Source organism: Streptomyces sp. So13.3 (assembly GCF_005860785.2).
Taxonomy (GTDB): Bacteria; Actinomycetota; Actinomycetes; order Streptomycetales; family Streptomycetaceae; genus Actinacidiphila; species Actinacidiphila fildesensis.
Map to the genome: position 1 here is coordinate 4221880 of NZ_CP048835.1, position 25813 is coordinate 4247692.

Genomic DNA, 25813 nt, shown 5'->3' on the forward strand with positions numbered 1-25813 from the left:
CCCTATACCACGTGTTGGGCTGCCATAAAGTAATGAATCGCCCGTAGCAGCACCCAGGGTCCTTCCGCGCACAACCTGCGCCGAAGGCCTCTTCTGTGACGGGGCTGGTACAAACCAGCAGTGAGTGATTGACCTGACGGCCGGGTCCGCAGCGCGCACCGCGCGGCGGGCGTGGATCCCGGCGCGCCCCCATAGCGCGTCGGTGCCGGCCACCCCCACCGGGCGCGCGGTCTGTTCCGTCGCGCGTCCCGAGCGAACAAGGATCGACCATGGCGTCCAGCCTGACGAAGGACGCCGCCCCGCAGGGGACCCCTGCTCCGGGCGGCAAGACCTTCTTCGGCCACCCCCGCGGCCTGGCCACTCTCTTCATGACCGAGATGTGGGAGCGGTTCAGCTTCTACGGCATGAAGGCCCTCCTCCCGCTCTATCTGATCGCCGGCGGCCCCGGCGCCGAGAAGGGCTCCCAGGGCGGCGGCCTCGCGATGACGGCGGCCACGGCCGTGGCCATCTACTCCATCTACATGGCGATGGTGTACCTGCTCGCCATGCCCGGCGGCTGGTTCGGCGACCGGGTCTGGGGGCCGCGCAAGACGGTCGCCATCGCGGCGGGCATCATCATGGCCGGCCACCTGACGCTCGCCGTCCCCGGCCAGGCGATGTTCTTCGTCGGCCTGGCACTGGTCGCGCTCGGTTCCGGCCTGCTCAAGGCGAACATCTCGACGATGGTCGGCCACCTCTACGACGGGCCGAACGACCCGCGTCGTGACGGCGGCTTCACCGTCTTCTACATGGGCATCAACATCGGTGCCTTCGCCGCCCCGCTCATCATCGGCACCGTCGGCCAGAACTACAGCTGGCACCTGGGCTTCGCCCTCGCCGCCGTCGGTATGGCCCTCGGCCTGGTCCAGTTCCTGCTCGGCACCCGCCACCTGAGCGAGCGCAGCAGCGTCGTCCCGAAGCCGCTGTCGGTCGAGGAGCGCAACACCACCCTGCGCAAGGGCCTGCTGTGGCTGATCGCCGCCTCGGTCTTCTACGGTGTGGTCGTTCTCACCGGGCACTACACGCTCAACTGGGCGCTGGTGCCGATCACGGTGATCGGCCTGGTCATCCCGGTCGGCGTCCTGGTCCGGATAAAGAAGGACAAGGAGCTGTCGGCCGCCGAGCAGTCCAAGATGAGCGGCTACATCTGGTTCTTCGTCGCCGCCGCCGTGTTCTGGATGATCTACGACCAGGGCGGATCGACGATGTCGATCTTCGGCGAGACGAAGACGCAGGGCTCGATGTTCGGGATCGACTTCCCGTCCTCGTGGTTCCAGTCCGTGAACCCGCTGTTCGTGATGGCGCTGGCCCCGGTCATCGCCTGGGGCTGGATCTGGCTGTCGAAGAAGAACCGCGAACCGAGCACCACGGTGAAGTTCGCCATGGGCCTGTTCCTGATCGGGGCCTCGTTCGTCGTCTTCGTCGTCCCGATGGGCCTGGCCTCGGACGGTACGAAGGTCAGCCCGATGTGGCTCGTCACGATCTACATGATCCAGACCATCGGTGAGCTCTGTCTCTCGCCGGTCGGCCTCTCGGTCACCACGAAGATGGCCCCCGCCAAGTACGGCAGCCAGATGATGGGTGTCTGGTTCCTCGCGGTCACCGCGGGCGACTGCACCACCAGCCTGCTGTCCATCGCGGGTGTGGATCTGAACGGCACCGGCATGGTGGGCCTCGAAGCGGCCCTCGCCATCCTCGCCGGCTTCGCCGTGTGGATGTACCGCAAGAAGGTCGTCGCGTTGATGGGTGACGTCCGCTGACGTCCCTTCCCGTGCACGCGTGACGAAGCCCCGGTGACCGTACGGTCGCCGGGGCTTCGTCATGGGGTCAGGTGGTGCGGTCAGTGGCGCAGCCTGCGCCACGGGGTGAACGTGAAGACGGCGCCGCCGAGGAGCAGGACGGTGCCCGCGACGAGTCCGAGGGCGCGCAGCGAGCCGTTGTTGTCGGCGCCGGTCTGGGCGAGACCGCCGCTGGTGGTGGTCGCGCTGTTGGCGGCGCTGCCGTTGGTACCGCCGGTGCCGCTGCCCTTCTCCTTGATGTCGAGGGTCAGCGAGGCGTCGACGGCCTTCGTCGGCGTGCAGGTCGCGACGGGAGTGCCGCCCTGCGCGAGCTGGACGGCCAGGGCGCCCGGGTGCAGCGTGACCTGCCCGGTCCTGCCCGGCGAGTAGACGCCGGTGAGGGGATCGAGGGTGACCGGGTCGTTCTGGGCGAACGCCTTGGTGTTGGGCGGCGCCTTGACCTGGACCGTGCCGCTGTCCGCGCCCGCCACCTTGACGGCCATGGTCGCGGTGATGAAGCCCTTGGGGAGCGGCGCGGGGGTCTTCATGACCGAACCGATGAACCGCACGGAGAGGTTGTAACCCGCGCTGCTCTTGGTGGCGTCGATGGCCACCTGGCCGGTCGGCTTGCCGAACGACCCGCAGTCGAAGGTCACGGAGACCGGTGTGCCCTTGTGCACGGTGCCGTTGGGCTCACCACCGCCTTCCGGCGGACCACCGGACGTCGTACCGCCGGCGGTCGTACCACCGGTGGTGGTGCCTCCAGTGGTGCCGCCCGAGGTGGTGCCTCCAGTGGTGCCGCCGGACGTGGTCGTGCTACCCGTGGTGCCCGAAGTGGTCGTGCCACCGGATGTCGTGCCGCCCGACGTCGTACCGCCGGACGTCGTCGTGCCGCCGCCCGTCACCTTGATCGTGACCGCGACCGGAACGGTGCCGGTCGGCGCGCAGGCGGTGTCGGTCGACATGATGTAGTTCGCGTTGATGTTGTACGCGCCGGGCGAGAGCGTGACGTCACCGGCGGCGGTCAGCTTCAGCTTGCCCTTCATGTCGGACAGCACCATGGGGCTGTTCTTCGGGATCGCCGGATTGGTCCGGGTCCCTGCGACGTCCAGCGACCCGGTCTGCGCGCCGCCGATCGTGACCTTGCCGGTGGGCAGCACCGAGTTGGCGGGCAGATCCGCGACACCCGGGTTCTGCGACGCGGCCTGCACCGTCTTCCACGTCACGTCGATCGTGTCGCCGACCTTGGCGGTCGCCGGCGCGGTGATGTCCGCCTTGGTCGTCCCGTTGATGTCGGGCAGGTTGGCGATCTTCGGCGGTATGCACTTGGTCGCGAAAGAGGACTCGGCGGCCTGCGCGGGTGCCGCGATCAGCAGCACCGAGCCGCCGCCGAGCATGAGCGCGACACCGACCGCGGTGGCGGCCCTGCTCCTCCGCGGTCGCGATAGTCGATTCGTCACGTGCTTCCCTTCGAAGATGGACGTTCGGTACTCGGTGCGGAAGTCGGTGGGGGCTGCCGCCCGTCGGCCGGGGGCGGCGCCGGCAGGGTGCCCTGGCTGAACCAGGGCAGCGTGCCCGTGTCGTCCGGGGCCTGGGAGCCCGGCGGGCGCACGCCGTTGGGCGCCGGCTTGGCCGGCTGGGACGGCGCGGAACGGCGGGGCGGCGGCAGGTGGAGCAGCGCGGCGGGCCGCCAAGGGGCCTTACGGCGGCGGCCGGAGGCGTAGATCGTGCCGGGCAGCCGCGGCCGTGCCTTGTCCACGACGGCCATCCCGATCCGGAAGACCGCGGCCGGCACGACGACGCAGAGCAGGATCCAGAAGAGCGTGACGCCCCAGGGCCGGCCGACGTCCCACGGCTCGGTGACGAGCACCTTGTCGCCGTACTTGAGCTGTACCCGGTAGTCGCCGTGCGCCCCCGAGGTCAGCTCGACGGGCAGCTTGATCTGCTGTTTCATCCCCGGCGCCACGCTGCCGCTCCACTGCTGCTCCTCCCACTGCGGGGCGAAGACACCGTGCGAGACCCCGACCTGGAACACCGGGTTCTTCACCGGTCCCGAGCCGAGATTGCCGACGGTGAAGACCAGTTGGCGCTGCGGCGGGGAGCCGAACCAGGTGAGCAGTCCGCCGCCGCCCTGCAGCCTGGCGGTGAGCACCGCGAGCCGCCCGGCACCGGACGTCTGCGGCAGCTCGGCGACCGGATGCCCGGTGACGACGAACGGCGCGTCGACGGTGACGGAGTCGCCCATCACCGTCGCGACGTGCACGACGCAGGGGCAGGGCTTGGGCGGTGCGGCGGCTGGCAGCTTCTGGGTGAAGCCGCCCTTGGCGTCGGTGGTGACCGCGCGGCCGGACTCGTTGGAGCAGGAGTTGGTGCCGCCGATCGCGTTCTGCCCGCAGACCAGGAGGGTGAGCAGCGTGGTCGGCTTCCAGCCCCGGCCGGTGACGGTGATCTCCGTACCGGGCTTGGCCTGCTGCGGCGAGAGCGCCACCGCGGGTTTCTCGTCGGCGGCGGGCGCCTGGACCGCCGCCGGGTTGCGGACCGCCAATGGGGCCGCCGCGTCCGACGGCTGCGCGGTGAGTGCGGACAGCACGAGCAGCGCCGCGGCGAGCACGGCGGCCGCCGTCGCCCGGAGTAGTTCCCTGTGCATCGTGCTCACGCCTGTCCGCCCCTGCTTCCCACGCTCGTCACGCCGACCGCTGTCCCTGCCGTCCCCGCATCGGGATCGGGGTCCTCCTCCACCGGCCGCGGCGGACGGTTCCTGCGGCGCCTGACGACGAACCAGGCGGCCAGCAGCGCCAGTCCGGCGAGCAGTACCCCGGCGGCGAGCCAGGGGACGGCGAAGAACGAGACGCCGGCCGTCTCGTTGAGTTCGCCCCGGTCGGTGGTGACGGTGAGTTTCACGCTCACCCGGTCGAACTGCGGCGACCCGGCCCACTTCTCGGCCAGTTCGACCTGCTGTCCCGGCAGGAGTTCCAGCGGCAGCCCCTTGGCCCGCCGGTCCAGCAGGGTGTTGCCGAACAGCCCGGTGGCCTTGACCCGCAGGCGCGGCAGCAGCGAGACGTTGCCCCGGTTGACCAGGGTGTAGTGGATGGTGGCGTTGCTCCTGCCGGTGCCGGGCAGCCAGGGCTGGCCGTGGTCGACCCGGACGTTCTCCACGGAGAGCGCGGGGAGGCTGGGGCCGCTCACCCGGAGGTAGATCCGGGCGCCGACGGCCCGCCGGACGCCGACCGCGACGCTCCCCTTGCTCTTGTCGGTCTCGGTGTTGAGGGCGACGATCGCGCCGGGGTGGTCGCCGGGGGTGGCGGTGTCGGGGATGGTGAGGGTGAACGGGATGTCGGCGCGGGTCCTGGGCGGGACGGTGAGGCTGCCCTGGGCGAGCTTCACCCAGGTGCCGATGTCCTTGTTGGTCTCCTCGGGGCCGCGCACGGCGAAGCCGCCGTCGCGCGGGGTGTTGTACGCGTCGGCGCCGTAGATCCTGAACTGCATCGGCGCGTCGGAGAGGTTGGAGACCGAGACCTTGTCCTTGACGGTGGTCCCCGGTCCCGCCTCCAGGGTGAAGAACTGTCGTTCCTGGCTGGTACTCGTCTTGTCCTTGGCCCCGCCCGCCGGGGCGGGGAAGACCGACCAGCGCCCGTTGTCCGCGGCGCCGGCCGGTCCTGCCGCGGGACCGAGACCGATGCCGAGCAACGCGGCGACCGTCAGCAGCACTGCGCACGCCTTGGCCCTCGACATGTCTGGCATCTCCCTCGGTCCGAGTTAACTGACTGTGCGTCAGGTCAGGGTCAGGGTCAAGACTCCGGAATAGGTTCCTGGGCCGGAGTAGGCCGGGACGTTCAGCGACAGGCCCGCGTCGGCGGTGAACTCACCACCGGTCACGGTGCCGTTGGACGTGGTGGCCAGCGTGGCGCCGGCCGTGCCCACGGCGCCGGGCGAACCCGCCGCGCAGACACTGAGGCTGCCCGCCTTCGCGGTGCAGGACGGGGTCCAGCTGAGCTTGTCGGCACCGATGACGGCGCCTCCCGGGCCCTTGAAGTCGGTGACCGCACCGGTCAGGGACCAGCCCGCGGCGCCGCCGCGGAAGTCCTTGACGGTGACCGTCTGCAGTGCGCCGGTCGAAGCGCCGCCGTCGCCGAAGTTCACCGGGGTCATCTCCACGGTGTCGCCGGCCTGGGTCATGGAGAGCGTCCCGGCGGTGACCGAGGCGTTCAGCTTCTGGCTCCCCGGCGGGATCGGCGTGTTGTCGTTGACCTTGTACGCGACCGGGCCCGCGGCGGTCGCCGGGTCGTAGCTCGCGCCCTCGAAGGCCACGATGCCGGTGGTCGCGAGGTCGTTGACGACGAGCGAGGCGGTGAAGCCGCCCTGCGCGTCGGCGGTCGCGGAGGCCATGTCCGCGGTCGGGTTGGACCCGGCGATGGCCAGGACCGTGACGGTCGCGCCCGCGGTGAAGTGGCCGCCGGTGACGGCGACCGCGGTGCCCGGGTCGCCCTGGGACGAGCCCAGCGCCAGGGTGCGCGGGTTGGGGGTGGTCGCCGGGCTCGCGGTGACGGTCTCGGAGACCGGCGCGGGGCCGTTGGTGACCGTGCAGACGGTGTCCAGCTCCAGGATGTAGCTGGTGTGGATGGTGTAGTCACCGGGCGACAGGGTGATGGCGCCGGGAGCGGTGACCACGAAGGTGCCGGTCATGACCAGCGGCGGGAAGGAGCCCTTGCCCGGGATCGGCGGGTTGCTCTTGGGGCCGGTCACGGCGACGGCGCCGGTCTGGACACCGCCGAGCACGACGCTGGCGCGGGGCGTGACGACATCGGCGGGCAGCGCGATGTCGGTCGGGTTGCTCGCGGCCGCCTTGGTGAGGGTGTAGGTGACGGTGACCGTGTCACCGACCTTCGGGTTCGCGGGCGCGACCGACACGGTCGCGTTGGACACGCCGTCGATGGGCGGCAGCCCGGCCACGGCGGGCGGAATGCAGTGCGTCTGGAAGTCCACGGCCGTCGCCGCCTGGGCGGGCGCCGCGAGCACCGCGCCGCCCCCCACCATGAGTGCGGCGGCCCCGAGCACGGCGGCCAGTCTCCGTCCGCGCATGACGGATCTTCGCGCGTGAGCGATCATCTTGTCCCCTTGATCACGGTCCGGGCGCAGCGTCCCTTTTCCTCTGCGCCGACGCTGGACATTGAGACGGGACGGCCGAAAGAAGTCAATGGAGCCGGACGACCAGATTTGACTGCCCGTCAGATACAACGTCCTTACTGGTCAGGGCAGTTGCGACAGCGGACATGCCGGGCCGCGGCACCGACGCCCGAGTCGGTGCCACGGGCCCGGATCAGCGGGTGCCGGCAGCCCGGCGGGTGAGCCAGAGCACGCCGGCGACCCCGGCGAGCAGTACCGTGCCGCCGAAGGTGCCCAGTGCCACGGCGCTGTCGGCAGGACCGGTCTGCGGCAGCGTGGTGTCCGGCGGGGCCGTGGCACCGCTGTCGCCGCCACCACCCGCCGCCTTGACGTCCAGCGACAGCGAGGGCTTGGGGCTGTTGGTGGCGTTGCAGGTCGTGACCGTGCCGAGGGCCTTGATGGTGAGCACGCCGGCCGTGAAGGTGACCTTGCCCGACTTCTTGGGCGTGTAGGTGCCCGTCAGGTCATTGATCTTGATGGGGGTGTTGGCGGGGATCGCCGCGTCGTTCGCGGCGCCGACCACCGACACCGAACCGGGGTCCGCACCGCCGACCTTGATCGTCGCGCTCGGGTTCATCGCCCCCTTGCCGAGTTCGATCGGGCTGGAGGAGACACCCTTCTTGAAGCTCATCGTGAGTTTGTAGCCGGAGCCGGACGGGACGCTCGTGATGTCGATGGGCGACACCGCGTCCTTCTTCCCGATCGGCGACTGACAGCTGTAGGCGACGTCCACGGTTTCGGCGTGTGCGGCCGGGGCGACCAACAGCGCCGCACCCGCCGCGGTCGCCGTCGCGAGGGCCAGCACTCCACCGCGGGCGGCCGCTCTGCTGAGGACGCTGTTCATGACGTGTTTCATCGGCTCTTCTCCCTTCCGCCACAAGTTACTGACGGCACATCAGATTCGGCGGCCGACAGTACGCCCGTGATCTTGGAGAGGGAAGGGAGGTGCAGAGGGGGAAATCAGGCGGGAGCTGCGAGTTCGGCCCAGACCGTTTTGCCCGGCTGCCCGGCATGCCGGGCGACGCCCCAGTCCGTGCAGAGCCGCTGCACGATGAACATGCCGTGCCCGCCGGGCCGGCCCGCCCGGTGCGGAACGCGCGGCACCGGCTCACCGGCCCCGCTGTCGGCGACCTCGAGTCGCAGCACCTTGGGACTGTGGATCAGCCGCAGCTCATCGGGGCCGTCCGCGTGCAGACACGCGTTGGTGACCAGTTCCGAGACGACGAGGAGCACATCCTCGGCCGCGGCCCGGCGCTCCGGGGAGGAGGCGGGCAGCCAGCCCCAGGCCTGCAGCGCCTCGCGAGTGAAGTCGCGGGCGCGCGGGACGATGGCACTCTCACCCAGGAGCCGCAGAACCCGCGCGGATCCGGCCTCGGGCACGACAATGTCGCCCGGGTCCGAACCGCGGTCGTCCGCCGCGTGGGGCCGAGTGGTGCTCATCAGCGCCTCACCTCACCGATGTCCGACAGTTTCAGGAGTCTCCTGCCCGACGAATTCCCGGGGACACCTCGGGAGCTCTACCAAACAGGGTGGAGTGGGAGATCGCCACCGGCGATGCTTCCGTCACTCCTGCAATGCCTCGTCCAGGGTTGCGTGGACGGTGAACACGGCTTCGGCACCCGTGATCTCGAACACACGAGCGACCACCGGCAGCATACCCGCCAGATGGACCTTCCCACCGGCCGCCTCCGCCTTCAGCCGGGCGCCCAGCAGGACGTTCAATCCGGTGGAATCACAGAAATCCAGCTGGGAGCAGTCCACCACGAGCTTGGTGCAGCCCGCGGCGACACACGCTTCGAGCGGCTCGCTGAGCAGCTCCGCCGTGTGGTGGTCGAGCTCGCCCGCAGGCGTGACAACGGCGTACGTGCCGTGCTGTCGCACGTCCACGTGCAACCGGTCCCGGCCGGCCGTACCGACCATCCCGCGGTCCATGTGCGCTCCTCTGGAATCTTGGGTCATGCGCACTCCGAACCCTACGCGCATCCCGAATCACGTGGAAGCTACCCCTCAGCTGCCGGTGGACGCCCCTCGGATGCCTCCCGCCTGCCCCCTCCGCGGCCCGCTAATCGCCCGTGAGGACAGTCGGCCGGAAGTTGCGCCACCAGCGTGAAACGGGGTAGGGCTTGAACAACACCTATCGAAACCCGGCCGCCTCGGAGGCGCAGCACACCGTATTAGCGGCATGGCACCGGCAGCCTGATGCCGTAACCGAGGGAGGAGAGCATGACACCCCGGCCTGACGCGATCACCGCGACGACGACCAGCCCGTCCGTTGGCTCTGAGCAGGAAGACCTGGAAGAGCCGGAGGGGCTGGAGGGCCTCCCCGAGATACCCCCGTTCGAGACGGTGGGTCCGGTCGACGCACGCGCCCTGTCCAAGACACTGTTCCTGCGCCTCGAGACGCTGGACGAGGGCACGTACGCATACTCCTACGTGCGCAACACGCTCGTGGAACTCAATCTCGCCCTGGTGAAGTTCGCGGCTTCCCGGTTCCGCACCCGCAGCGAGCCGATGGAGGACATCATCCAGGTCGGCATGATCGGCCTGATCAAGGCGATCGACCGCTTCGAGCTCAGCCGCGGTGTGGAGTTCCCCACCTTCGCGATGCCGACGATCATCGGCGAGATCAAGCGCTTCTTCCGTGACACCAGCTGGTCGGTACGGGTCCCCCGCCGGCTGCAGGAGCTACGGCTCGACCTGGCCAAGGCCGGCGACGAGCTGGCCCAGCAGCTGGACCGCTCGCCGAACGTGGCCGAGCTGGCCGCCCGGCTGCGGATCACCGCGGAAGAGGTCATCGAGGGCATGGCCGCGAGCAACGCGTACACCGCGAGCTCGCTCGACGCCCAGCCCGACGAGGACGACTCCGAGGGCGCGCTGACCGACCGCATCGGCTACGAGGACCACGACCTCGAAGGCATCGAGTACATCGAGTCCCTGAAGCCGCTGATCGCCGAGCTCCCGGCGCGTGACCGCAAGATCCTCTCGCTGCGCTTCACCGGCAACCTCACCCAGTCGGAGATCGGCGAGGAGCTCGGCATCTCACAGATGCACGTCTCGCGCCTGCTCTCCCGGACACTGGCGCGCCTGCGGCGCGGGCTGCTCGTCGAGGAGTGACGGTGAGCGCCGCCCGGCCACGGGTCAGGCGGCGCGGACCCCGCCCTGCCACACCCGGCTGACCAGCGGCACACCGGGCCGGTAGGCCAGATGTACATGGCTGGGGGCGTCGAGCAGCATCAGATCAGCTCGCGCCCCCGCCGTGATCCTTCCGACGTCGTCCCTGCGCAGCGCCCGCGCGCCACCGAGCGTCGCGGCCGCGACCGCCTCGTCGGGCGTCATCCGCATGTCCCGTACGGCGACGGCGATGCAGAACGGCATCGAGCTGGTGAAGCTCGACCCCGGATTGCAGTCCGTGGACAGCGCCACCACCGCGCCCGCGTCGATCAGCCGGCGGGCGTCGGGGTAGGTGGCGCGGGTGGAGAACTCGGCGCCGGGCAGCAGCGTCGCGACGGTCACACCACCGCTGGACGCGAGCGCGTCGACGTCCGCGTCCGTCAGATGCGTGCAGTGGTCGGCGGACGCCGCCCCCAGCTCGACCGCCAGCTGCACGCCGGGCCCGTAGGTCAGCTGGTTCGCGTGCACCCGCGGGATCAGTCCGGCCCGGGCGCCCGCGGTGAGGACCGCCCGCGCCTGGTCGCCGTCGAACGCCCCCTTCTCGCAGAACACGTCCACCCAGCGGGCGTGCGGCGCGCAGGCCTCCAGCATCGGCCCGGTGACCAGGTCGACGTAGCCGGCCGGGTCGTCCGCGTACTCCGGCGCGACGATGTGCGCGCCCAGGTAGGTGGTCTCCGGGGTGTGCGCGGCGGCGATGCGCAGACTGCGGGCCTCGTCCTCCGGGGTCAGCCCGTAGCCGGACTTCGTCTCGATGGTCGTGGTGCCCTGCCGCCGCGCCTCGGCCACATAGCGGGCCACGTTGGCGTCCAGCTCGGCGTCACTGGCGGCGCGGGTCGCGGCGACCGTGGTCCTGATGCCGCCGGCGGTGTACGGCGTGCCGGACATCCGGGCGTTGAACTCCTGGGTGCGGTCACCGCCGAACACCAGATGCGAGTGCGAGTCGACGAATCCGGGCAGCGCCGCCCGGCCCCCCGCGTCGTACACCTCGTCGGCGCCGGGCGCCCGCTCCGCCGGGCCGACCCAGGCGATCAGGCCGTCGGCCATGACCACCGCCGCGTCCGCGACCAGCCCGAGCGGCCCGGTGCCGAGGGACGGGTCGTTGGTGACCAGGCTGCCGATGTTGGTGATGAGGGTCGTGGGCATCGCGCGATCTCCGTGGGTCTGGGGGCACCTCCCAGCGGTAGCTGGGGGAGAAATCAGGAACGGCGCAGACGGGCGACGGCCGCGCCCATCGCGGCCGGCACGTCCGGCACCAGCTGGTGGACACCGTCCCGGACGATGTGCCGCCCGCCCACCACGGTGTGCCGTACGTCCGTGGCCGTCGCGGCGTAAACGGCCGTCTCCGCGGCGAGGCGCGGCAGCGTGCCGGCGGTGCGGACCGAGTCCAGGGCGACGGTGGTGAAGTCGGCGAGCGCGCCCGTCTCCAGCTGACCGGCGTCCGCCCAGCCGAGCGAGGCATGGCCGTCCGCGGTGGCGGCCCGCAGCAGTTGGGCCGCGGTCCAGTGCCCGCGGGTGCGGGTGCGCAGCCGCTCGTCGAGTTCCATGGCGCGGGCTTCTTCGAGCAGGTCGATGACGGCGTGACTGTCGCTGCCGAGCGACAGCGGGCTGCCGGCGAGCTGGACCTCGCGCGCCGGGCCGATGCCGTCGGCGAGGTCGCGTTCGGTGGTGGGGCACATGCAGACGACCGTGCCGCTGTCGCCGAGCAGCCGGATGTCCGCACCGGTGAGGTGCGTGGCGTGCACGGCGGAGGTCCGGGGGCCCAGCGCCCCGTGGTCCGCGAGCAGCCGTGTCGGTGTGCGGCCGTGGGCCTTCAGACAGGCCTCGTTCTCGGCCGGCTGCTCCGACAGATGGACGTGCAGCGGGGCCTGCCGCGCCGCCGCCCACTCCGCCGCCCTGGCGATCCCGGCCGGCGGCACGGCGCGCACCGAGTGGATCGCCGCGCCGATCCGGACGTGGTCGCGGTCCTTGAGGGCGTCGGCGCGCTCCGCCCAGGCGTCGGGGCCCGCGTCGGCGAACCGCACCTGGTGCCGGTCGGGGGGCGCGCCGAATCCGGACGAGAAGTAAGCGGTGTCCAGCAGCGTGATCCGGATGCCCGCCTCGCCCGCGGCGGCGATCAGGGCCTCGCCCATGGCGTTGGGGTCGTCGTACGGTGTGCCGCCGGGACCGTGGTGCAGATAGTGGAACTCACCGACGCAGGTGATGCCGGCCAGCGCCATCTCCGCGTACACCGCCCGCGCGAGCGCGTAGTAGGTGTCGGGGTCGAGCTCCGCCGCGATCGAGTACATGATCTCGCGCCAGGTCCAGAAGGTGCCGGACCCGACCTGGACGGTGCCGCGCAGCGCCCGGTGGAAGGCGTGCGAGTGCGCGTTGGCCAGTCCCGGCAGGGTGAATCCGCGCAGCGCGACGGCACCGGGAGGTGGCGTGTCGACCCCGGTCCTGACGCCGGTGATGCGGCCACCGGCCGTGTCGATCGCCACGCCCGGCTCGACGACCCCGTTGAGCCAGGCGTGTTCCGTCCAGTACGTCAGCTGCACGCGAGACCTTCCAGTACGTCGGCGAGCGCGGTCACCCCGGCGAGGCAGTCGTCCTCGGCGGCGGTCTCGGCGGGTGAGTGCGAGACGCCGGTGGGGTTGCGTACGAACAGCATGGCGGTCGGGGCACTCGCCGACAGGATCCCGGCGTCGTGTCCCGCGCCGGTCGGCAGCACCGGGACGACGCCGCCGAGCAGCTTCGCGACCTCGTCGCGCAGCGCGTGCTCGAACTCGACGACCGAGGTGAACGACTCACGGGTGACGCGGACGTCGATGCCGTCGCGGGCCCCCCGCTCGGCCGCGGCGGCCTCGATCCCGGCCACCACCCGGTCCAGCGTCTCCTGGTCGGCGGCCCGGGAGTCGAGCCAACCGCGCACCAGCGAGGCGATGGCGTTGACGCCGTTGGGCTCGACGCTCACCTTGCCGAAGGTGGCCAGCGCCCCGGCGGCCTGGGCCTCCCGGCGGGCGGCCAGCACCGTGTCGGCGTAGTTGAGCATCGGGTCGCGGCGGTCCTCCAGGCGGGTGGTGCCCGCGTGGTTGGCCTCGCCGTGGAAGTCGAACCGCCAGCGGCCGTGCGGCCAGATCGCGGACGCGATGCCGACGGCGTCACCGCTCAGGTCCAGCGCCCGGCCCTGCTCGACGTGGAGTTCCACGAACGCGCCGATGCGGGCGAGCCGCTCCGGGTCCGGGCCGATGCCGGCCGGGTCGTAACCGGCCTGCTCCATGGCCTGCGGCAGGCTGACGCCGTCCGCGTCGCGCAGTGCGTACGCCTTGTCCTTGGTGAGCTGCCCGGCGGCCAGCCGCGATCCGACGCAGGCGAGCCCGAACCGGGCGCCCTCCTCGTCACCGAAGTTGACGATGGCCAGCGGCTTGCCGAACGCCGCACCGCGCTCGCGCAGTTCGTCGAGCGCCGCGAAGGACGAGACGACGCCCAGCGGCCCGTCGAAGGCGCCGCCGTCCGGTACGGAGTCCAGGTGCGAGCCGGTGACGACGGCGTCACCGGCGGCCGGGTCGCCCAGCCAGGCCCACTGGTTGCCGTTGCGGTCGACCTCGTACGTCAGGCCGCGGCCTTCCGCCTGCGCCCGGAACCACGCCCGGCAGTCCAGGTCGGCGCCGCTCCAGGCGTAGCGGCGGTATCCCCCGGAGACGGAGCTGCGGCCGATCGGCAGCAGCTCCGTCCACATGCTGTGGAAACTCACTCGGAGTCGCCCTCGCGCATCGGGATCCGCACACCGCGCTCGTCGGCGATCTCGTCGGCGCGGTCGTAGCCCGCGTCGACGTGCCGGATGACGCCCATGCCCGGGTCGTTCGTCAGCACCCGGCGGATCTTCTCGCCCGCGAGCTCGGTGCCGTCCGCGACCGTGACCTGTCCCGCGTGCAGGGAACGGCCCATGCCGACGCCGCCACCGTGGTGGATGGAGACCCAGGAGGCGCCGGAGGCGACGTTGACCATGGCGTTGAGGAGCGGCCAGTCGGCGATGGCGTCGGAGCCGTCGAGCATCGCCTCGGTCTCGCGGTACGGCGAGGCCACCGAGCCGCAGTCCAGGTGGTCGCGGCCGATGACGACAGGCGCGGCCAGCTCACCGCTGGCGACCATGTCGTTGAAGCGCTCGCCCGCCTTGTCGCGCTCGCCGTAGCCGAGCCAGCAGATCCGGGCGGGCAGGCCCTGGAAGTGGACCTTGTCCTGCGCCAGCTTGATCCAGCGGTGCAGCGACTCGTTCTCGGGGAACAGCTCGAGGATCGCCTTGTCCGTCTTGTGGATGTCGGACGCCTCGCCGGACAGTGCCGCCCAGCGGAACGGGCCCTTGCCCTCGCAGAACAGCGGCCGGATGTAGGCGGGCACGAACCCGGGGAAGTCGAACGCCCGGTCGTACCCGGCGAGCTGTGCCTCACCGCGGATCGAGTTGCCGTAGTCGAAGACCTCGGCGCCGGCGTCCATGAAGCCGACCATCGCCTCGACGTGCCGGGCCATCGACTCACGGGCCCGCAGCGTGAAGTCGGCGGGCTTCTCGGCCGCGTACGTGGCCATCTCGTCGAACGCGATGCCGACCGGCAGATAGGCCAGCGGGTCGTGCGCGGAGGTCTGGTCGGTGACGATGTCGATGGGCGCGCCCTCGGCGAGCATCTGCGGCAGCAGCTCGGCGGCGTTGCCCAGCAGCCCGATCGACAGCGGCTCGCGCTTGTCGCGGGCCTCGGTGGCGAGCTGCATCGCGTGCGCCAGGGAGTCGGCCCTGACGTCCAGGTAGCGGTGCTCGATACGGCGCGAGATCGCGCGCGGGTCCACGTCGATACAGATCACGACGCCACCGTTCATGGTGACGGCCAGCGGCTGCGCGCCGCCCATGCCGCCGAGCCCGGCGGTCAGCGTGATGGTCCCGGCCAGCGTGCCGCCGAACTTCTTGGCGGCGACCGCGGCGAACGTCTCGTAGGTGCCCTGCAGGATGCCCTGGGTACCGATGTAGATCCACGAGCCGGCCGTCATCTGGCCGTACATGGTCAGGCCCAGCGCCTCCAGGCGGCGGAACTCCTCCCAGTTGGCCCAGTCGCCGACCAGGTTGGAGTTGGCGATGAGCACCCGCGGCGCCCACTCGTGCGTCTGCATCACGCCGACGGGACGGCCGGACTGGACGAGCATCGTCTCGTCCTGCTTCAGCGTCTGCAGGGTGCGGATCATGGCGTCGAACGACCGCCAGTCGCGCGCGGCCTTCCCGGTGCCTCCGTAGACGACCAGCTTCTCGGGGTGCTCGGCGACCTCCGGGTCGAGGTTGTTCTGGAGCATCCGCAGCGCGGCTTCCTGCTGCCAACCCTGAGTGCTCAGTTCCGTACCGCGCGGCGCCCGCACGATCCTCGGTCCCGACATCGGCCCGGCCTCCCTCTGTACATCGATGGATCTATCCATTCACATCCTGTCCTGCTGAATACATCTAGTCAACAGGGTGGGGTGGCATTGCCCCATACCGGGTGATGGGATGGCCGGCATGACGCCGAACGCGACAGCACGACGGGGCCACGCGCTGCGCGCGGCAGTGGATCAGAATCTACTCACTCCGGACAACCCGGTCATCGGGCTCCTCGACGTCACCGGTATCCACGAAGCCGCGGCCGCCCTCCAGGAGGCCTTCGCCACCCCGGGCGTGACCGTCACCCACACCTTCGCCGTCAAGGCCGCCGCGCTCGTCCCGGTCCTGCGGCTGCTCAACGGCCTCGGCCTCGGCGCCGAGGTCGCCAGCCCCGGCGAACTCGCCATCGCCCGCGCCGCGGGCCTCCCGGCCGACCGCATCGTCCTGGACTCCCCCGCCAAGACCGTCGCCGAACTCCGCGAAGCACTCGCCCTCGGCATCGCCGTCAACGCCGACAACCCGCAGGAACTCGGCCGCCTCGACACGCTGGTCACCGCGGCCCCCACCACGTCCCCCATCGGCCTGCGGGTCAATCCGCAGATCGGCGGCGGCAGCATCGGCGCCATGAGCACCGCGACCGCCACCTCGAAGTTCGGCGTCGCGCTGCGCGACACCGGCACCGAGGAGTGGATCCTGCGCGCCTACGCCGACCGCCCCTGGCTCAACCGGCTGCACACCCACACCGGCTCCCAGGGCGTACCGCTCGACCTCATGGCGGCGGGCGTCCGGGCCGCCCACGACCTGGCCGAGCGCATCAACACGGCCGCCGGCCGCCGGCAGATCACCACCCTCGACATCGGCGGCGGCCTCCCCGTCAACTTCACCTCCGACGAGGTCACGCCCACCTTCCACGACTACGCGCGGCTGCTGCGCACCACCGTCCCCGGCCTCTTCGACGGCCGCTACACGATCGTCACCGAGTTCGGGCGCTCACTGCTCGCCAAGGCCGGCACGGTGCTGGCCCGCGTCGAATACGCCAAGTCGGCCGGCGGCCGGCCCATCGCGATCACCCACGCGGGCGCACAGCTCGCCACCCGTACGGTCTTCGTCCCCGACGCGTGGCCGCTGCGCGTCGAGGCCCTCGACGCCAAGGGCCGCCCCAAGGGCGGCGACCCCGTCGTCCAGGACGTGGCCGGCCCCTGCTGCTTCGCCGGCGACCTCCTCGCCCAGGCCCGCCCCCTCCCCCTCCTCGAAGCAGGCGACCTCGTCGCCCTCCTCGACACCGGCGCCTACTACTTCTCCAACCACTTCGCCTACAACTCCCTCCCCCGCCCGGCCATCCACGGCTACCACGCGTCCGCGGACGGCTCAGTGACGTTCGCGCGGGTGCGCGCGGCCCAGACCGTGGAGAGCCTCCTCACGGAGAGCGGCTCGAACGAGAGCGAGGCCCTGACCGGCCTCAGCAGGCCCTGAGCCCACGGGGCACCCCCGGCGCTGTTCCGCCACGCGCCTCCGGCAGGGGTACGGGTACACCAGCGCCGGCGGCACTGTTGCGCCTGCGGCGGGCTTTTCCCCACCCGCCCTTCCCGCCCACCGGCGGGACCCGATCCCACGGGAAGGTGGGCGACGGGGCCCGCGGGGCGGGGACCGAGACGCTGCCGCGATCGGCCGTCAGGTGTTCGGGGGCCGCGGGGGCGGGGGCTCAGGCTGCCACTGCCCGGCGCACTACGGCGCGTAGAAGGGTGGGACGGGGTCCGCAGGGCAGGGGCCCGAGCTGGCGCCGAACCCGCACGGGGCCACGCTCGGAGGGTCGGGTGGGGTTGGGGGGGTCGGGGCCGGAGGGGTGGGGTTGCGAAATGCTGCCGAGCTATGTGTGAGCCTCTGGGGGCACCCCCGGCCGAAGGCTGGGGGACCGTAAACAGTCGATTCCGAAGCCCCGCACCGCAGGACCCGGCCCCCGACCCGGCCCGTGAACTACCGCCCCGCCAAGAACCCCGTCGTCTCGTACGCCGCCGCCGACGACTCCGGCCGCACCCAATACCGCACGTCCCGCGACCGCTCCAGCCGCTCGAACCACAGCGACTTCACCCAGAGTCCCGCCCCGGCCCCCGCCAGCAGCATTCCCCCCGCGGAAGAAGCGACCAGCGTGGACGCCGCGGCAAGAGCGAACGCCGCGAGCAGCCACCACCGGTGGCCGCGGACCCAGATCCGCGCCGTCACCCGGCGGTCCTGCAGGAAGACGGACTTGCCGGCGCGCGTGGCGTCCGCGCCCAGCGCGACGTAGCGCCCGCGCCGTACCGCGAAAGCGAGGACCGCCGCGACGATGAAGAGGGCGGCGCCGCCGAGTATCCCGATCCGGCGGCCGGTCAGGCCGGGGACGAACACGCCTCCCACGGCGGCCAGCGCACCCAGCCAAAACAGCCAGCGCGCAGCGGCCCGCACCAGCACCCCCACCCGAGCCAGCGTGTAAGCCCCGCGTGCCACGACCGTCCTCCTCCGATGCACCGTGTCCAGTTGCACGGGAGGGTAGTCAGCGATCCTCAGAATTTCATGAGGAATGCGGTCGGAGGAACAACGGGACGGTTCGGTCCCGGTTCAGTCGGTGAACAGCCCCCGCGCCGCCGCCCGCGCGTCGAACTCCTCCAGGCTCGCCTGGGCGTCCGGCAGGTGGTCGCACATCGACTCCAGCAGGACGCGTCCGAGCAGCATCGGGGCGCACGCCGTGTCGAAGGCGAGCCCGGTACCCACCGCGGCAGGCAGCAGCAGGTCGGAGCAGGCGGCGACCGGGGCGAAGGCGCTGTCGGCGACCGTGACGACCGTCAGACCGGCGTGGCGCGCGTACGTCAGGGCCTCGACGACCTCGCGGGGATGCCGTGGCAGCGCGAAGCAGAGCAGCGCGCTCGCGCCCGCCCGTACCGCGCCGTCGACGCGGTCGGCGAACATCGTGCCGCCCTCGTCGAGCAGCCGGACGTCGGGGTGGACCTTCGCGGCGAAGTACGCGAAGCCGCGCGCCTGCGCGCCCGCCGCGCGCAGGCCGAGGACGGGCAGCGGCCGGGACGCGGCGAGCACCGCGCCGGCGCGGGCGACGGGCGCGGGGTCGGCGAGGAGGGCGGCGAGGTGCCGGAGGTTCTCGATCTCGGCGTGCACGGCCTGCTGGTACTCGTTGTACGGGGCGGCCTCGGGGCCGGGCCGTACCGGCGCGACCTCGCGCAGGTGGCGGCGGAGCGCCGGGTAGCCGTCGAAGCCGAGCGCGACGGCGAAGCGGGTGACGGACGGCTGGCTGACGCCGGCGAGCTCGGCGACCTCGACGCTGGACAGGAACGGCGCGTCGGCCGACCGGCGCACCAGGCAGTGGGCGATCCGGCGCTGCGTCGGGGTCAGCCGGTGCGACTCGAACAGCTTCAGCAGCCGCGCCGAAGCGCCCTCGGCCGCACCCTCACCGGCACCTGCTCCCAGGCCCGCACCCGGAACCGCGCCCAGGCCCGCACCGACGCCGGCGCCCGCCTCCTCGGCGTCGCCCCCGTCCTCCGTCGTACCCATCAACGTCCTCCTGGCCTATTCAGTCGTCGTTGACTCTGCATGAATCCATGCAGCATTGGCAAGGAGTGTCCACCGGACGCACCGGAACCGGCCGCCTGCGCGGCCACGCATGGCGCCTACACCGGAGGCAGCCGCCCCTTCTGCGGCTTGCCCATCGCGTTCCGCGGCAGCTCGTCCAGGAACCGGACCTTGCGCGGCCGCTTGTGCACCGACAGATGCCCGGCGACGAAGTCCATCAGTTCGGCCTCGGTCACCCCGTCCGCGACGACGAAGGCGACGATCTCCTGGCCCAGGTCCTCGTGCGGTGCGCCCACCACCGCCGCCTCCCGGACCGCGGGGTGGTCGAGCAGCGCGTTCTCCACCTCGCCCGCGCCGATGCGGTAGCCGCCGGACTTGATGAGGTCGGTCGAGGCGCGGCCGACGATCCGGTGCATGCCGTCCGGCTCCGCCATCGCCATGTCACCGGTGCGGAACCAGCCGTCGGCGGTGTACGAGGCGGCGGTGGCCTCCGTACGGCCGAGGTAGCCGTCGAAGAGCGTGCCGGAACGGATCTGCAGCTCGCCGACCGTGGACCCGTCGTACGGGACGGGCCCGCCGTCCTCGTCCACCAGCCGGGTCTCCACTCCCGGCAGCGGCAGCCCGACCGAGCCGGGGCGGCGTTCACCGGCCGCCCGCGTGCTGATCGTGATCAGCGTCTCCGTCATCCCGTACCGCTCCACGGGACGCTGCCCGGTGAGCGTCTCCAGGTCCCGGAAGACGGGCGCGGGGAGCGGGGCGCTGCCCGAGACGAGCAGCCGGGCGCCGGTCAGCGCCCGCGCGGCGGCGGGGTCGCGCACCACCCGCGACCAGACCGTCGGCACGCCGAAGTAGAGGCTGCCGCCGGCCGCCGCGTAGGCCTGCGGTGTCGGCCGTCCGGTGTGCACCAGCCGGCTGCCGGTGCGCAGCGCGCCGAGCACGCCCAGCACCAGGCCGTGCACATGGAACAGCGGCAGGCCGTGCACCAGGGTGTCCCCGGCGGTCCACTCCCAGGCCCCGGCGAGCGCGTCGAGGTCGGTGGCGATCGCGCCGCGCGAGACCACGACGCCCTTCGGCGAGCCCGTCGTTCCCGAGGTGTAGAGGATGAGCGCGGCTTCCTTCGGCCCCGGCTCCGGGCCGCTCCAGCCAGCGCGCTCGTCGAAGTCGACGGGGAGCAGCGCCGCGCCCGAATCCCCCAGGATGTGGTTCTGTTCGGACGGCCCGGAGTCCGGCGGCACCGGGACCACGGGCACTCCGGCCAGCAGCCCGCCCACCACGGCGGCCACCGTCTCCAGCGACGCCGTCGCCCGCACCGCGAACGCCGGCGCCCCCGTCACCCGCGCCGCGACCGCGCCCGCCGCGCCGAGCAGCTCCTCGTACGAGCAGGACCGCCCCGCGACGGTCACGGCATCGGGCCGGTCCGCGCCGTCGGACGCGGTGAGGGCCGTCAGCAAGGAGGGGACGGGTGACAGCGGCACGGGTGTGCTCCTCTGAATGTCTCTATCCGAGAGCCGAGAGCCGAGCCCGGCGGGCTCGACCGGGCTCGTCCGGGCTGGACCGGGCTCGACGGCGCTCGCAGCGCAGTAGCACCGCGACTCTACGCATCGCCCGCTGGGAGGGGGCACCCCCGAAAAGAATCGGGGGTTTCCCCCAGTGCCTGACGCCGCCGGGCTCCGTACGGTGGCGTCATGGACGCCCGCGACCCGGAACTCAAAAAAGAACTCGCCGCCACCCTTCAGGCCCGCAAGGACCTCGGTGCGGAGTACGAGTCGGAACTGGTCGACTCGTTCATGGAGAAAGTGGACCAGCGCCTCGACAGCCATGTCGAGCAGCGGGTCCGCCGCCAACTGGCCGAGCAGCAGACCTCCTTCGCCCGGGCCGGCCGCAGCCCCGGCACGCCGGAGCCCAACGCGCGCTTCGCCCGTTACGGCTTCGCCGGCTTCACGATGATCGCCGCGATCCCGCTCTCCGCGATCGGTGTGGTCAACGCGGGGACCGCCGGACTGTTCATCACCTGGGCCGGCATCGTGGGCGTGAACGTCGCCCAGTCCCTCGGCCACATCTTCACGGGCGAACGCGGCGAGCGCCGCCGGAAGTCCGACGGCGACTGGGAGTAATCGCCGGCCCGCGCCGGAAAGCCGGGCGGCAGGGCAGACGCGCAAACGGGAAGCCGGGCGGACGGCGCAGGGAACCCGGGAACCCGCGGAAGAAATGGGAGCGGGGACCGCCGCACCCCCGGTCACCCGGGGGGCGGGACGACGGCGGTCCCCGCATCGGACGTGGGCCGGGTCAGGACCAGACATCACGTCCAGGGAGGGTCACCTCAGAGGTCCGGGAGCCGCTCCGGAGTTCCTGGGTGCCACATCCTGTGTCGCCGGGCTTCTCTTCCCGGCGAACACCAATGTGCCCGACCCGTGTTAAGCGCGTGCTGCGGCCGCGTGACGCCGGTGTAGCACTTTCGAATCCCTGGATGAACAGCCGGAACGGCCCCCCTGCCCGGTCCGGGCAGGGGGGCCGCATCATGCCGGGCCGGACGGGCGCCGGGGCTCCGTCGGTTACTTGGCCAGGAAGGCGAGCAGGTCCTGGCGGCTCACGACGCCGGTCGGCTTACCCTCGACGAGGACGATCGCCGCGTCGGACTTGGTGCCCAGGACCTTCATCAGGTCGGAGACCGGCTCGCCGGAGCCGACCTGCGGCAGCGGGCCGCTCATGTGCTTCTCCAGCGGGTCGCCCAGCGTGGCGCGCTTGGCGAACAGCGCGTCCAGGAGGTCGCGTTCCATGACGGAGCCGATGACCTCGGCCGCCATCACGTCCGGGTGACCGGCGCCCGGCTTCACGATCGGCATCTGGGAGACGCCGTACTCGCGGAGCACGTCGATCGCCTCGCCGACGGTCTCCTCCGGGTGCATGTGCAGGAGCTGCGGGATGCCGCCGCCCTTGTGCTCCAGCACGTCGGCGACGCTGGCCTGGCCGGTGCCCTCGTCGAGGAAGCCGTGCGAGGCCATCCACTCGTCGCTGAAGATCTTCGACATGTAGCCGCGGCCGGAGTCCGGCAGCAGGACGACGACGACGTCGTCCGGGCCGAGCTTCTCCGCGACGCGCAGCGCCGCGACGACCGCCATGCCGCAGGAGCCGCCGACGAGCAGCCCCTCCTCCTTGGCGAGGCGGCGGGTCATCTGGAAGGAGTCCTTGTCGGACACGGCGACGATGCCGTCCGCGACCTCACGGTCGTAGGCGGTCGGCCAGAAGTCCTCACCGACGCCCTCGACCAGGTACGGACGCCCGGAGCCGCCGGAGTACACCGAACCCTCGGGGTCGGCGCCGATGACCTGGACGCGGCCCTCGCTGGCGTCCTTGAGGTAGCGGCCGGTGCCGGAGATGGTGCCGCCGGTGCCGACGCCCGCGACGAAGTGCGTGATCCGCCCCTCCGTCTGCTCCCACAGCTCGGGGCCGGTGGAGTGGTAGTGCGACAGCGGGTTGTTCGGGTTGCTGTACTGGTCCGGCTTCCACGCGTTGGGGGTCTCGCGCACCAGCCGGTCGGAGACGTTGTAGTACGACTCCGGGTGGTCGGGGTCGACGGCGGTCGGACAGACCACGACCTCCGCGCCGTACGCCCGCAGTACGTTGATCTTGTCGAGCGACACCTTGTCCGGGCAGACGAAGATGCAGTGGTAGCCCTTCTGCTGGGCGACGATCGCGAGGCCGACACCGGTGTTGCCGGAGGTCGGCTCGACGATCGTGCCGCCGGGCTTCAGCTCACCGCTCTGCTCCGCGGCCTCGATCATCCGGACCGCGATGCGGTCCTTGACCGAGCCTCCGGGGTTGAAGTACTCGACCTTGGCCAGGACGGTCGCCTGGATGCCCTCGGTCACGTTGTTGAGCCGCACCAGCGGGGTGTTGCCGACGAGGCTGATCATCGAGTCGTGGAACTGCACCATTGTCTCCGGGTTCTCCGTGAATGTGCGGCAAGCCTATGGCCTAACGCGCCGACTCTCAGCTCGTCCGTGCCTCGATCGCTTCTCCCCTCCTCCCCCCTAATGTCGATCGATCACCACTACGGCACGTTGCAGTGGGCGTGTCACGGGGCAACAAGGTGTTGTACGCACAAAAGCACGGGAGGTGAGCGGGCTCGATGTCGAGGGCGAGGGTGGCACGGCGGATCGCGACCGCGGCCGCATACGGCGGCGGCGGGATCAGTCTGCTCGGCGGGGCGGCCGTGGGGGTACTGCTGGCCGAGGTGAGCCTGGCCAAACGGACGGTCGGCGGCTCCGACGACGTACCGCCGCGCGCCGACGGAAGATACGGGTCGGCTTTTTCGCACCGTACGGGTGAAGTTCCGCTCCGGCTCGGCTTCCTCGGCGACTCGACGGCGGCGGGGCAGGGCGTGCACCGGGCGCGCGAGACCCCGGGCGCGCTGCTCGCCTCCGGGCTCGCGGCGGTCGCGGAGCGGCCCGTCACCCTGGTCAACGTGGCGAATCCCGGGGCGCAGTCCAGCGACCTGGCGCGCCAGGTCGCGCTGCTGCTCGACGTGGGCGCACCGCCCCCGGACGTCTGCGTGATCATGATCGGCGCGAACGACGTGACGCACCGGATGCCGCCCGCCAAGTCCGTCCGGCTGCTGTCGGACGCGGTCCGCCGGCTGCGCGAGGCGGGCAGCGAGGTGATCGTCGGTACCTGTCCCGACCTGGGCTCCGTGGAGCCGGTGTACCAGCCGCTGCGCTGGCTGGCGCGCCGGATGAGCCGCCAGCTGGCCGCCGCGCAGACCATAGGGGTGGTCGGGCTCGGCGGCCGTTCGGTCTCGCTGGGCGATCTGCTCGGACCGGAGTTCGAGGCCCATCCCCGGGAGATGTTCGGCCCGGACAACTACCACCCCTCCGCGGAGGGGTACGCGACGGCGGCCATGGCGATGCTCCCGACGCTGTGTGCCTCCCTGGGCGTGTGGCCCGAGGCGGACGAGCATCCGGACGCGCAGCGCGGCGAGAGCTTCCTGCCGGTGGCGCAGGCCGCCGTGGAGGCCGCGTCCGAGGGCGGCACCGAGGTCGTCGCGGCGATGCACACCGTGGCCGGGCCCCGCGGCCGCTGGGCGCTGCTCAAGCACCGCCGCCGCCAGCGGCTGCCGCACACGGCCGAACCGGCGTCCAGCCAGCCGTCGTCGGCCTGACGGAGCTGACGGAGCCGCTCCGGCCGGCGCCCACGCACCGGCCGGAGCGAGTACGGAGGGGGCTGGGCTAAGCGCGCGCTCAGAAAGAGTCCCGTGTCACAGCCCACAGCCCGTGACTCCTCGCGATACGTGCAGGTAACTTCCCAGAGAGTCCTGCCGCCTCGACGAGGAGTGTGTGTCGCGATGCCCGAAGCCGTGATCGTCTCAGCCGCCCGATCCCCCATCGGACGCGCCTTCAAGGGATCCCTCAAGGATCTGCGCCCGGACGACCTGACCGCCACGATCATCCAGGCCGCGCTCGCGAAGGTCCCGGAGCTGGACCCGCGGCAGATCGACGACCTGATGCTCGGCTGCGGTCTGCCCGGCGGCGAGCAGGGCTACAACCTCGGCCGCATCGTGGCCGTGCAGATGGGCATGGACCACCTGCCGGGCTGCACGGTCACCCGTTACTGTTCGTCGTCGCTCCAGACGACCCGGATGGCGATGCACGCCATCAAGGCCGGCGAGGGCGACATCTTCGTCTCGGCCGGTGTCGAGATGGTCTCGCGCAGCATCAAAGGCAGCTCCGACGGCCTGCCGGACACCAAGAACCCGCTCTTCGCCGACGCCGAGCTGCGCACGCTGGGCCGCGCCGAGAAGGGCGGCGGCGAGTGGCACGACCCGCGCGAGGACGGGCTGATCCCGGACGCGTACATCTCGATGGGCCAGACCGCCGAGAACCTCGCCGCGATCAAGGGTGTCACCCGCGCCGACCAGGACGAGTTCGGCGTACGGTCCCAGAACCTCGCCGAGGCCGCCATCAAGAACGGCTTCTGGGAGCGCGAGATCACCCCGGTCACGCTGCCGGACGGCACGGTCGTCTCCCAGGACGACGGCCCGCGCGCGGGCGTCACGCTGGAGGGCGTCCAGGGCCTCAAGCCGGTCTTCCGCCCCGACGGCACGGTCACCGCGGGCAACTGCTGCCCGCTCAACGACGGCGCCGCGGCCCTCGTGGTCATGTCCGACGTGAAGGCCCGCGAGCTGGGCATCACCCCGCTCGCCCGCGTCGTCTCCACCGGTGTCTCCGGCCTCTCCCCCGAGATCATGGGCTACGGCCCGGTCGAGGCGTCGAAGCAGGCGCTCAAGCGGGCCGGCCTGGGCATCGGCGACATCGACCTGGTCGAGATCAACGAGGCGTTCGCCGCGCAGGTCATCCCGTCCTACCGCGACCTCGGCGTGGACCTTGACCGGCTGAACATCAACGGCGGCGCGATCGCCGTGGGCCACCCGTTCGGCATGACCGGCGCCCGCATCACCGGCACGCTGATCAACTCGCTGCAGTTCCACGACAAGCAGTTCGGCCTGGAGACGATGTGCGTCGGCGGCGGCCAGGGCATGGCGATGGTCATCGAGCGCCTGAGCTGATCCACTCGTAACTCTTTCGCCGTCACGGCGTGTGATCTAAGTCGCAATCGAACCGCCCCCGGGTTGTTATACGAGCCCGGGGGCGGCTCGTTTTCGCAGGTCAGGGCGGCATCACCCGGATGGCCCAGGACCTCAGACCCGTCCATTTCGTGACGTTCCGCACTGCGAAGG

General features: G+C 71.6%; 21 protein-coding genes. 6 read left to right on the forward strand and 15 right to left on the reverse strand.

Going from position 1 to position 25813, the window contains the following annotated elements:
• The first annotated feature begins 269 nt into the window (after nucleotides 1-269).
• Entirely contained in the window at nucleotides 270-1799 is a 1530-nt protein-coding gene (locus C8250_RS18960; protein WP_138356120.1) for an oligopeptide:H+ symporter, read from the forward strand.
• An 80-nt stretch (nucleotides 1800-1879) separates the two neighbouring features.
• On the opposite strand, the gene C8250_RS18965 is transcribed toward C8250_RS18960, so the two are convergent.
• The 7 genes from C8250_RS18965 to C8250_RS18995 all read right to left on the reverse strand — a co-directional run bounded on the left by C8250_RS18965 (nucleotide 1880) and on the right by C8250_RS18995 (nucleotide 8912).
• Entirely contained in the window at nucleotides 1880-3277 is a 1398-nt protein-coding gene (locus C8250_RS18965) for a hypothetical protein (RefSeq protein WP_138356119.1), read from the reverse strand.
• On the reverse strand, nucleotides 3274-4464 hold the full coding sequence (locus C8250_RS18970) for a hypothetical protein (RefSeq protein WP_232485710.1): 1191 nt from the start codon (nucleotides 4462-4464) through the stop codon (nucleotides 3274-3276). The genes C8250_RS18965 and C8250_RS18970 overlap by 4 nt, the downstream gene beginning before the upstream one ends.
• A 5-nt stretch (nucleotides 4465-4469) precedes the next feature.
• Nucleotides 4470-5549: a DUF916 domain-containing protein gene (locus C8250_RS18975; protein WP_187144898.1), complete on the reverse strand. Its 1080-nt coding sequence runs from the start codon at nucleotides 5547-5549 to the stop codon at nucleotides 4470-4472.
• Nucleotides 5550-5588: 39 nt separating this feature from the next.
• Nucleotides 5589-6896, reverse strand: coding sequence for a beta-xylosidase (locus C8250_RS18980; protein WP_232485697.1), 1308 nt, complete (start codon nucleotides 6894-6896; stop codon nucleotides 5589-5591).
• Between the two features lie 238 nt (nucleotides 6897-7134).
• Entirely contained in the window at nucleotides 7135-7836 is a 702-nt protein-coding gene (locus C8250_RS18985; RefSeq protein WP_232485698.1) for an LPXTG cell wall anchor domain-containing protein, read from the reverse strand.
• A gap of 104 nt (nucleotides 7837-7940) precedes the next feature.
• Nucleotides 7941-8420: an ATP-binding protein gene (locus C8250_RS18990; RefSeq protein WP_138356117.1), complete on the reverse strand. Its 480-nt coding sequence runs from the start codon at nucleotides 8418-8420 to the stop codon at nucleotides 7941-7943.
• A 123-nt stretch (nucleotides 8421-8543) separates the two neighbouring features.
• A complete protein-coding gene (locus tag C8250_RS18995) occupies nucleotides 8544-8912 on the reverse strand; it encodes an STAS domain-containing protein (RefSeq protein ID WP_138356116.1) in 369 nt (122 codons plus the stop codon).
• A gap of 291 nt (nucleotides 8913-9203) precedes the next feature.
• Here C8250_RS18995 and C8250_RS19000 point away from each other — a divergent pair, with 291 nt between their 5' ends.
• Complete coding sequence (locus C8250_RS19000) at nucleotides 9204-10094, forward strand: RNA polymerase sigma factor SigF (RefSeq protein WP_138356115.1); 891 nt, start codon at nucleotides 9204-9206, stop codon at nucleotides 10092-10094.
• A 24-nt stretch (nucleotides 10095-10118) separates the two neighbouring features.
• On the opposite strand, the gene hutI is transcribed toward C8250_RS19000, so the two are convergent.
• From hutI to hutU, 4 genes are read right to left on the reverse strand one after another with little or no spacing between them, the layout of a single operon-like run.
• Nucleotides 10119-11294: an imidazolonepropionase gene (gene hutI, locus C8250_RS19005; RefSeq protein ID WP_138356114.1), complete on the reverse strand. Its 1176-nt coding sequence runs from the start codon at nucleotides 11292-11294 to the stop codon at nucleotides 10119-10121.
• Nucleotides 11295-11347: 53 nt separating this feature from the next.
• The gene (locus tag C8250_RS19010; RefSeq protein ID WP_138356113.1) at nucleotides 11348-12685 is read right to left on the reverse strand and encodes a formimidoylglutamate deiminase; all 1338 of its coding nucleotides are present in this window, start codon (nucleotides 12683-12685) and stop codon (nucleotides 11348-11350) included.
• The gene (locus tag C8250_RS19015; RefSeq protein ID WP_138356142.1) at nucleotides 12676-13866 is read right to left on the reverse strand and encodes an allantoate amidohydrolase; all 1191 of its coding nucleotides are present in this window, start codon (nucleotides 13864-13866) and stop codon (nucleotides 12676-12678) included. The genes C8250_RS19010 and C8250_RS19015 overlap by 10 nt, the downstream gene beginning before the upstream one ends.
• An 11-nt stretch (nucleotides 13867-13877) precedes the next feature.
• A complete protein-coding gene (gene hutU, locus C8250_RS19020; RefSeq protein WP_138356112.1) occupies nucleotides 13878-15542 on the reverse strand; it encodes a urocanate hydratase in 1665 nt (554 codons plus the stop codon).
• A 118-nt stretch (nucleotides 15543-15660) separates the two neighbouring features.
• Between hutU and C8250_RS19025 the strand changes: the two genes are divergently transcribed.
• The gene (locus C8250_RS19025; protein WP_232485699.1) at nucleotides 15661-16995 is read left to right on the forward strand and encodes a diaminopimelate decarboxylase; all 1335 of its coding nucleotides are present in this window, start codon (nucleotides 15661-15663) and stop codon (nucleotides 16993-16995) included.
• A gap of 501 nt (nucleotides 16996-17496) precedes the next feature.
• Here C8250_RS19025 and C8250_RS19030 read toward each other — a convergent pair.
• The 3 genes from C8250_RS19030 to C8250_RS19040 all read right to left on the reverse strand — a co-directional run bounded on the left by C8250_RS19030 (nucleotide 17497) and on the right by C8250_RS19040 (nucleotide 20555).
• Nucleotides 17497-18006, reverse strand: coding sequence for a hypothetical protein (locus tag C8250_RS19030; RefSeq protein WP_138356110.1), 510 nt, complete (start codon nucleotides 18004-18006; stop codon nucleotides 17497-17499).
• A gap of 111 nt (nucleotides 18007-18117) precedes the next feature.
• Entirely contained in the window at nucleotides 18118-19062 is a 945-nt protein-coding gene (locus tag C8250_RS19035) for a MurR/RpiR family transcriptional regulator (protein WP_138356109.1), read from the reverse strand.
• Nucleotides 19063-19178: 116 nt separating this feature from the next.
• On the reverse strand, nucleotides 19179-20555 hold the full coding sequence (locus C8250_RS19040; RefSeq protein WP_244809203.1) for an acyl-CoA synthetase: 1377 nt from the start codon (nucleotides 20553-20555) through the stop codon (nucleotides 19179-19181).
• 210 nt (nucleotides 20556-20765) lie between these two features.
• Here C8250_RS19040 and C8250_RS19045 point away from each other — a divergent pair, with 210 nt between their 5' ends.
• Nucleotides 20766-21194 carry a hypothetical protein gene (locus C8250_RS19045; protein ID WP_138356108.1) on the forward strand — a complete coding sequence of 143 codons (429 nt, stop codon included), beginning with the start codon at nucleotides 20766-20768 and terminating at the stop codon, nucleotides 21192-21194.
• Between the two features lie 438 nt (nucleotides 21195-21632).
• On the opposite strand, the gene C8250_RS19050 is transcribed toward C8250_RS19045, so the two are convergent.
• Complete coding sequence (locus C8250_RS19050) at nucleotides 21633-23012, reverse strand: cystathionine beta-synthase (protein WP_138356140.1); 1380 nt, start codon at nucleotides 23010-23012, stop codon at nucleotides 21633-21635.
• A gap of 197 nt (nucleotides 23013-23209) precedes the next feature.
• Between C8250_RS19050 and C8250_RS19055 the strand changes: the two genes are divergently transcribed.
• Nucleotides 23210-24238, forward strand: coding sequence for an SGNH/GDSL hydrolase family protein (locus C8250_RS19055; RefSeq protein ID WP_138356107.1), 1029 nt, complete (start codon nucleotides 23210-23212; stop codon nucleotides 24236-24238).
• Nucleotides 24239-24421: 183 nt separating this feature from the next.
• Complete coding sequence (locus tag C8250_RS19060) at nucleotides 24422-25642, forward strand: acetyl-CoA C-acetyltransferase (protein WP_138356106.1); 1221 nt, start codon at nucleotides 24422-24424, stop codon at nucleotides 25640-25642.
• Nucleotides 25643-25813: the final 171 nt, after the last annotated feature.

Coding starts and splice junctions, on each gene's coding strand:
- C8250_RS19025 (WP_232485699.1), top strand. CDS start 15,661: ATGACGCCGAACGCGACAGCACGACGGGGCCACGCGCTGCGCGCGGCA.
- C8250_RS18960 (WP_138356120.1), top strand. CDS start 270: ATGGCGTCCAGCCTGACGAAGGACGCCGCCCCGCAGGGGACCCCTGCT.
- C8250_RS19060 (WP_138356106.1), top strand. CDS start 24,422: ATGCCCGAAGCCGTGATCGTCTCAGCCGCCCGATCCCCCATCGGACGC.
- C8250_RS18985 (WP_232485698.1), bottom strand. CDS start 7,836: ATGAAACACGTCATGAACAGCGTCCTCAGCAGAGCGGCCGCCCGCGGT.
- C8250_RS18980 (WP_232485697.1), bottom strand. CDS start 6,896: ATGCGCGGACGGAGACTGGCCGCCGTGCTCGGGGCCGCCGCACTCATG.
- C8250_RS18995 (WP_138356116.1), bottom strand. CDS start 8,912: ATGGACCGCGGGATGGTCGGTACGGCCGGCCGGGACCGGTTGCACGTG.
- hutU (WP_138356112.1), bottom strand. CDS start 15,542: ATGTCGGGACCGAGGATCGTGCGGGCGCCGCGCGGTACGGAACTGAGC.
- C8250_RS19055 (WP_138356107.1), top strand. CDS start 23,210: ATGTCGAGGGCGAGGGTGGCACGGCGGATCGCGACCGCGGCCGCATAC.
- C8250_RS18975 (WP_187144898.1), bottom strand. CDS start 5,549: ATGTCGAGGGCCAAGGCGTGCGCAGTGCTGCTGACGGTCGCCGCGTTG.
- C8250_RS18990 (WP_138356117.1), bottom strand. CDS start 8,420: ATGAGCACCACTCGGCCCCACGCGGCGGACGACCGCGGTTCGGACCCG.
- C8250_RS18970 (WP_232485710.1), bottom strand. CDS start 4,464: ATGCACAGGGAACTACTCCGGGCGACGGCGGCCGCCGTGCTCGCCGCG.
- hutI (WP_138356114.1), bottom strand. CDS start 11,294: ATGCCCACGACCCTCATCACCAACATCGGCAGCCTGGTCACCAACGAC.
- C8250_RS19045 (WP_138356108.1), top strand. CDS start 20,766: ATGGACGCCCGCGACCCGGAACTCAAAAAAGAACTCGCCGCCACCCTT.
- C8250_RS19000 (WP_138356115.1), top strand. CDS start 9,204: ATGACACCCCGGCCTGACGCGATCACCGCGACGACGACCAGCCCGTCC.
- C8250_RS19015 (WP_138356142.1), bottom strand. CDS start 13,866: ATGTGGACGGAGCTGCTGCCGATCGGCCGCAGCTCCGTCTCCGGGGGA.
- C8250_RS19035 (WP_138356109.1), bottom strand. CDS start 19,062: ATGGGTACGACGGAGGACGGGGGCGACGCCGAGGAGGCGGGCGCCGGC.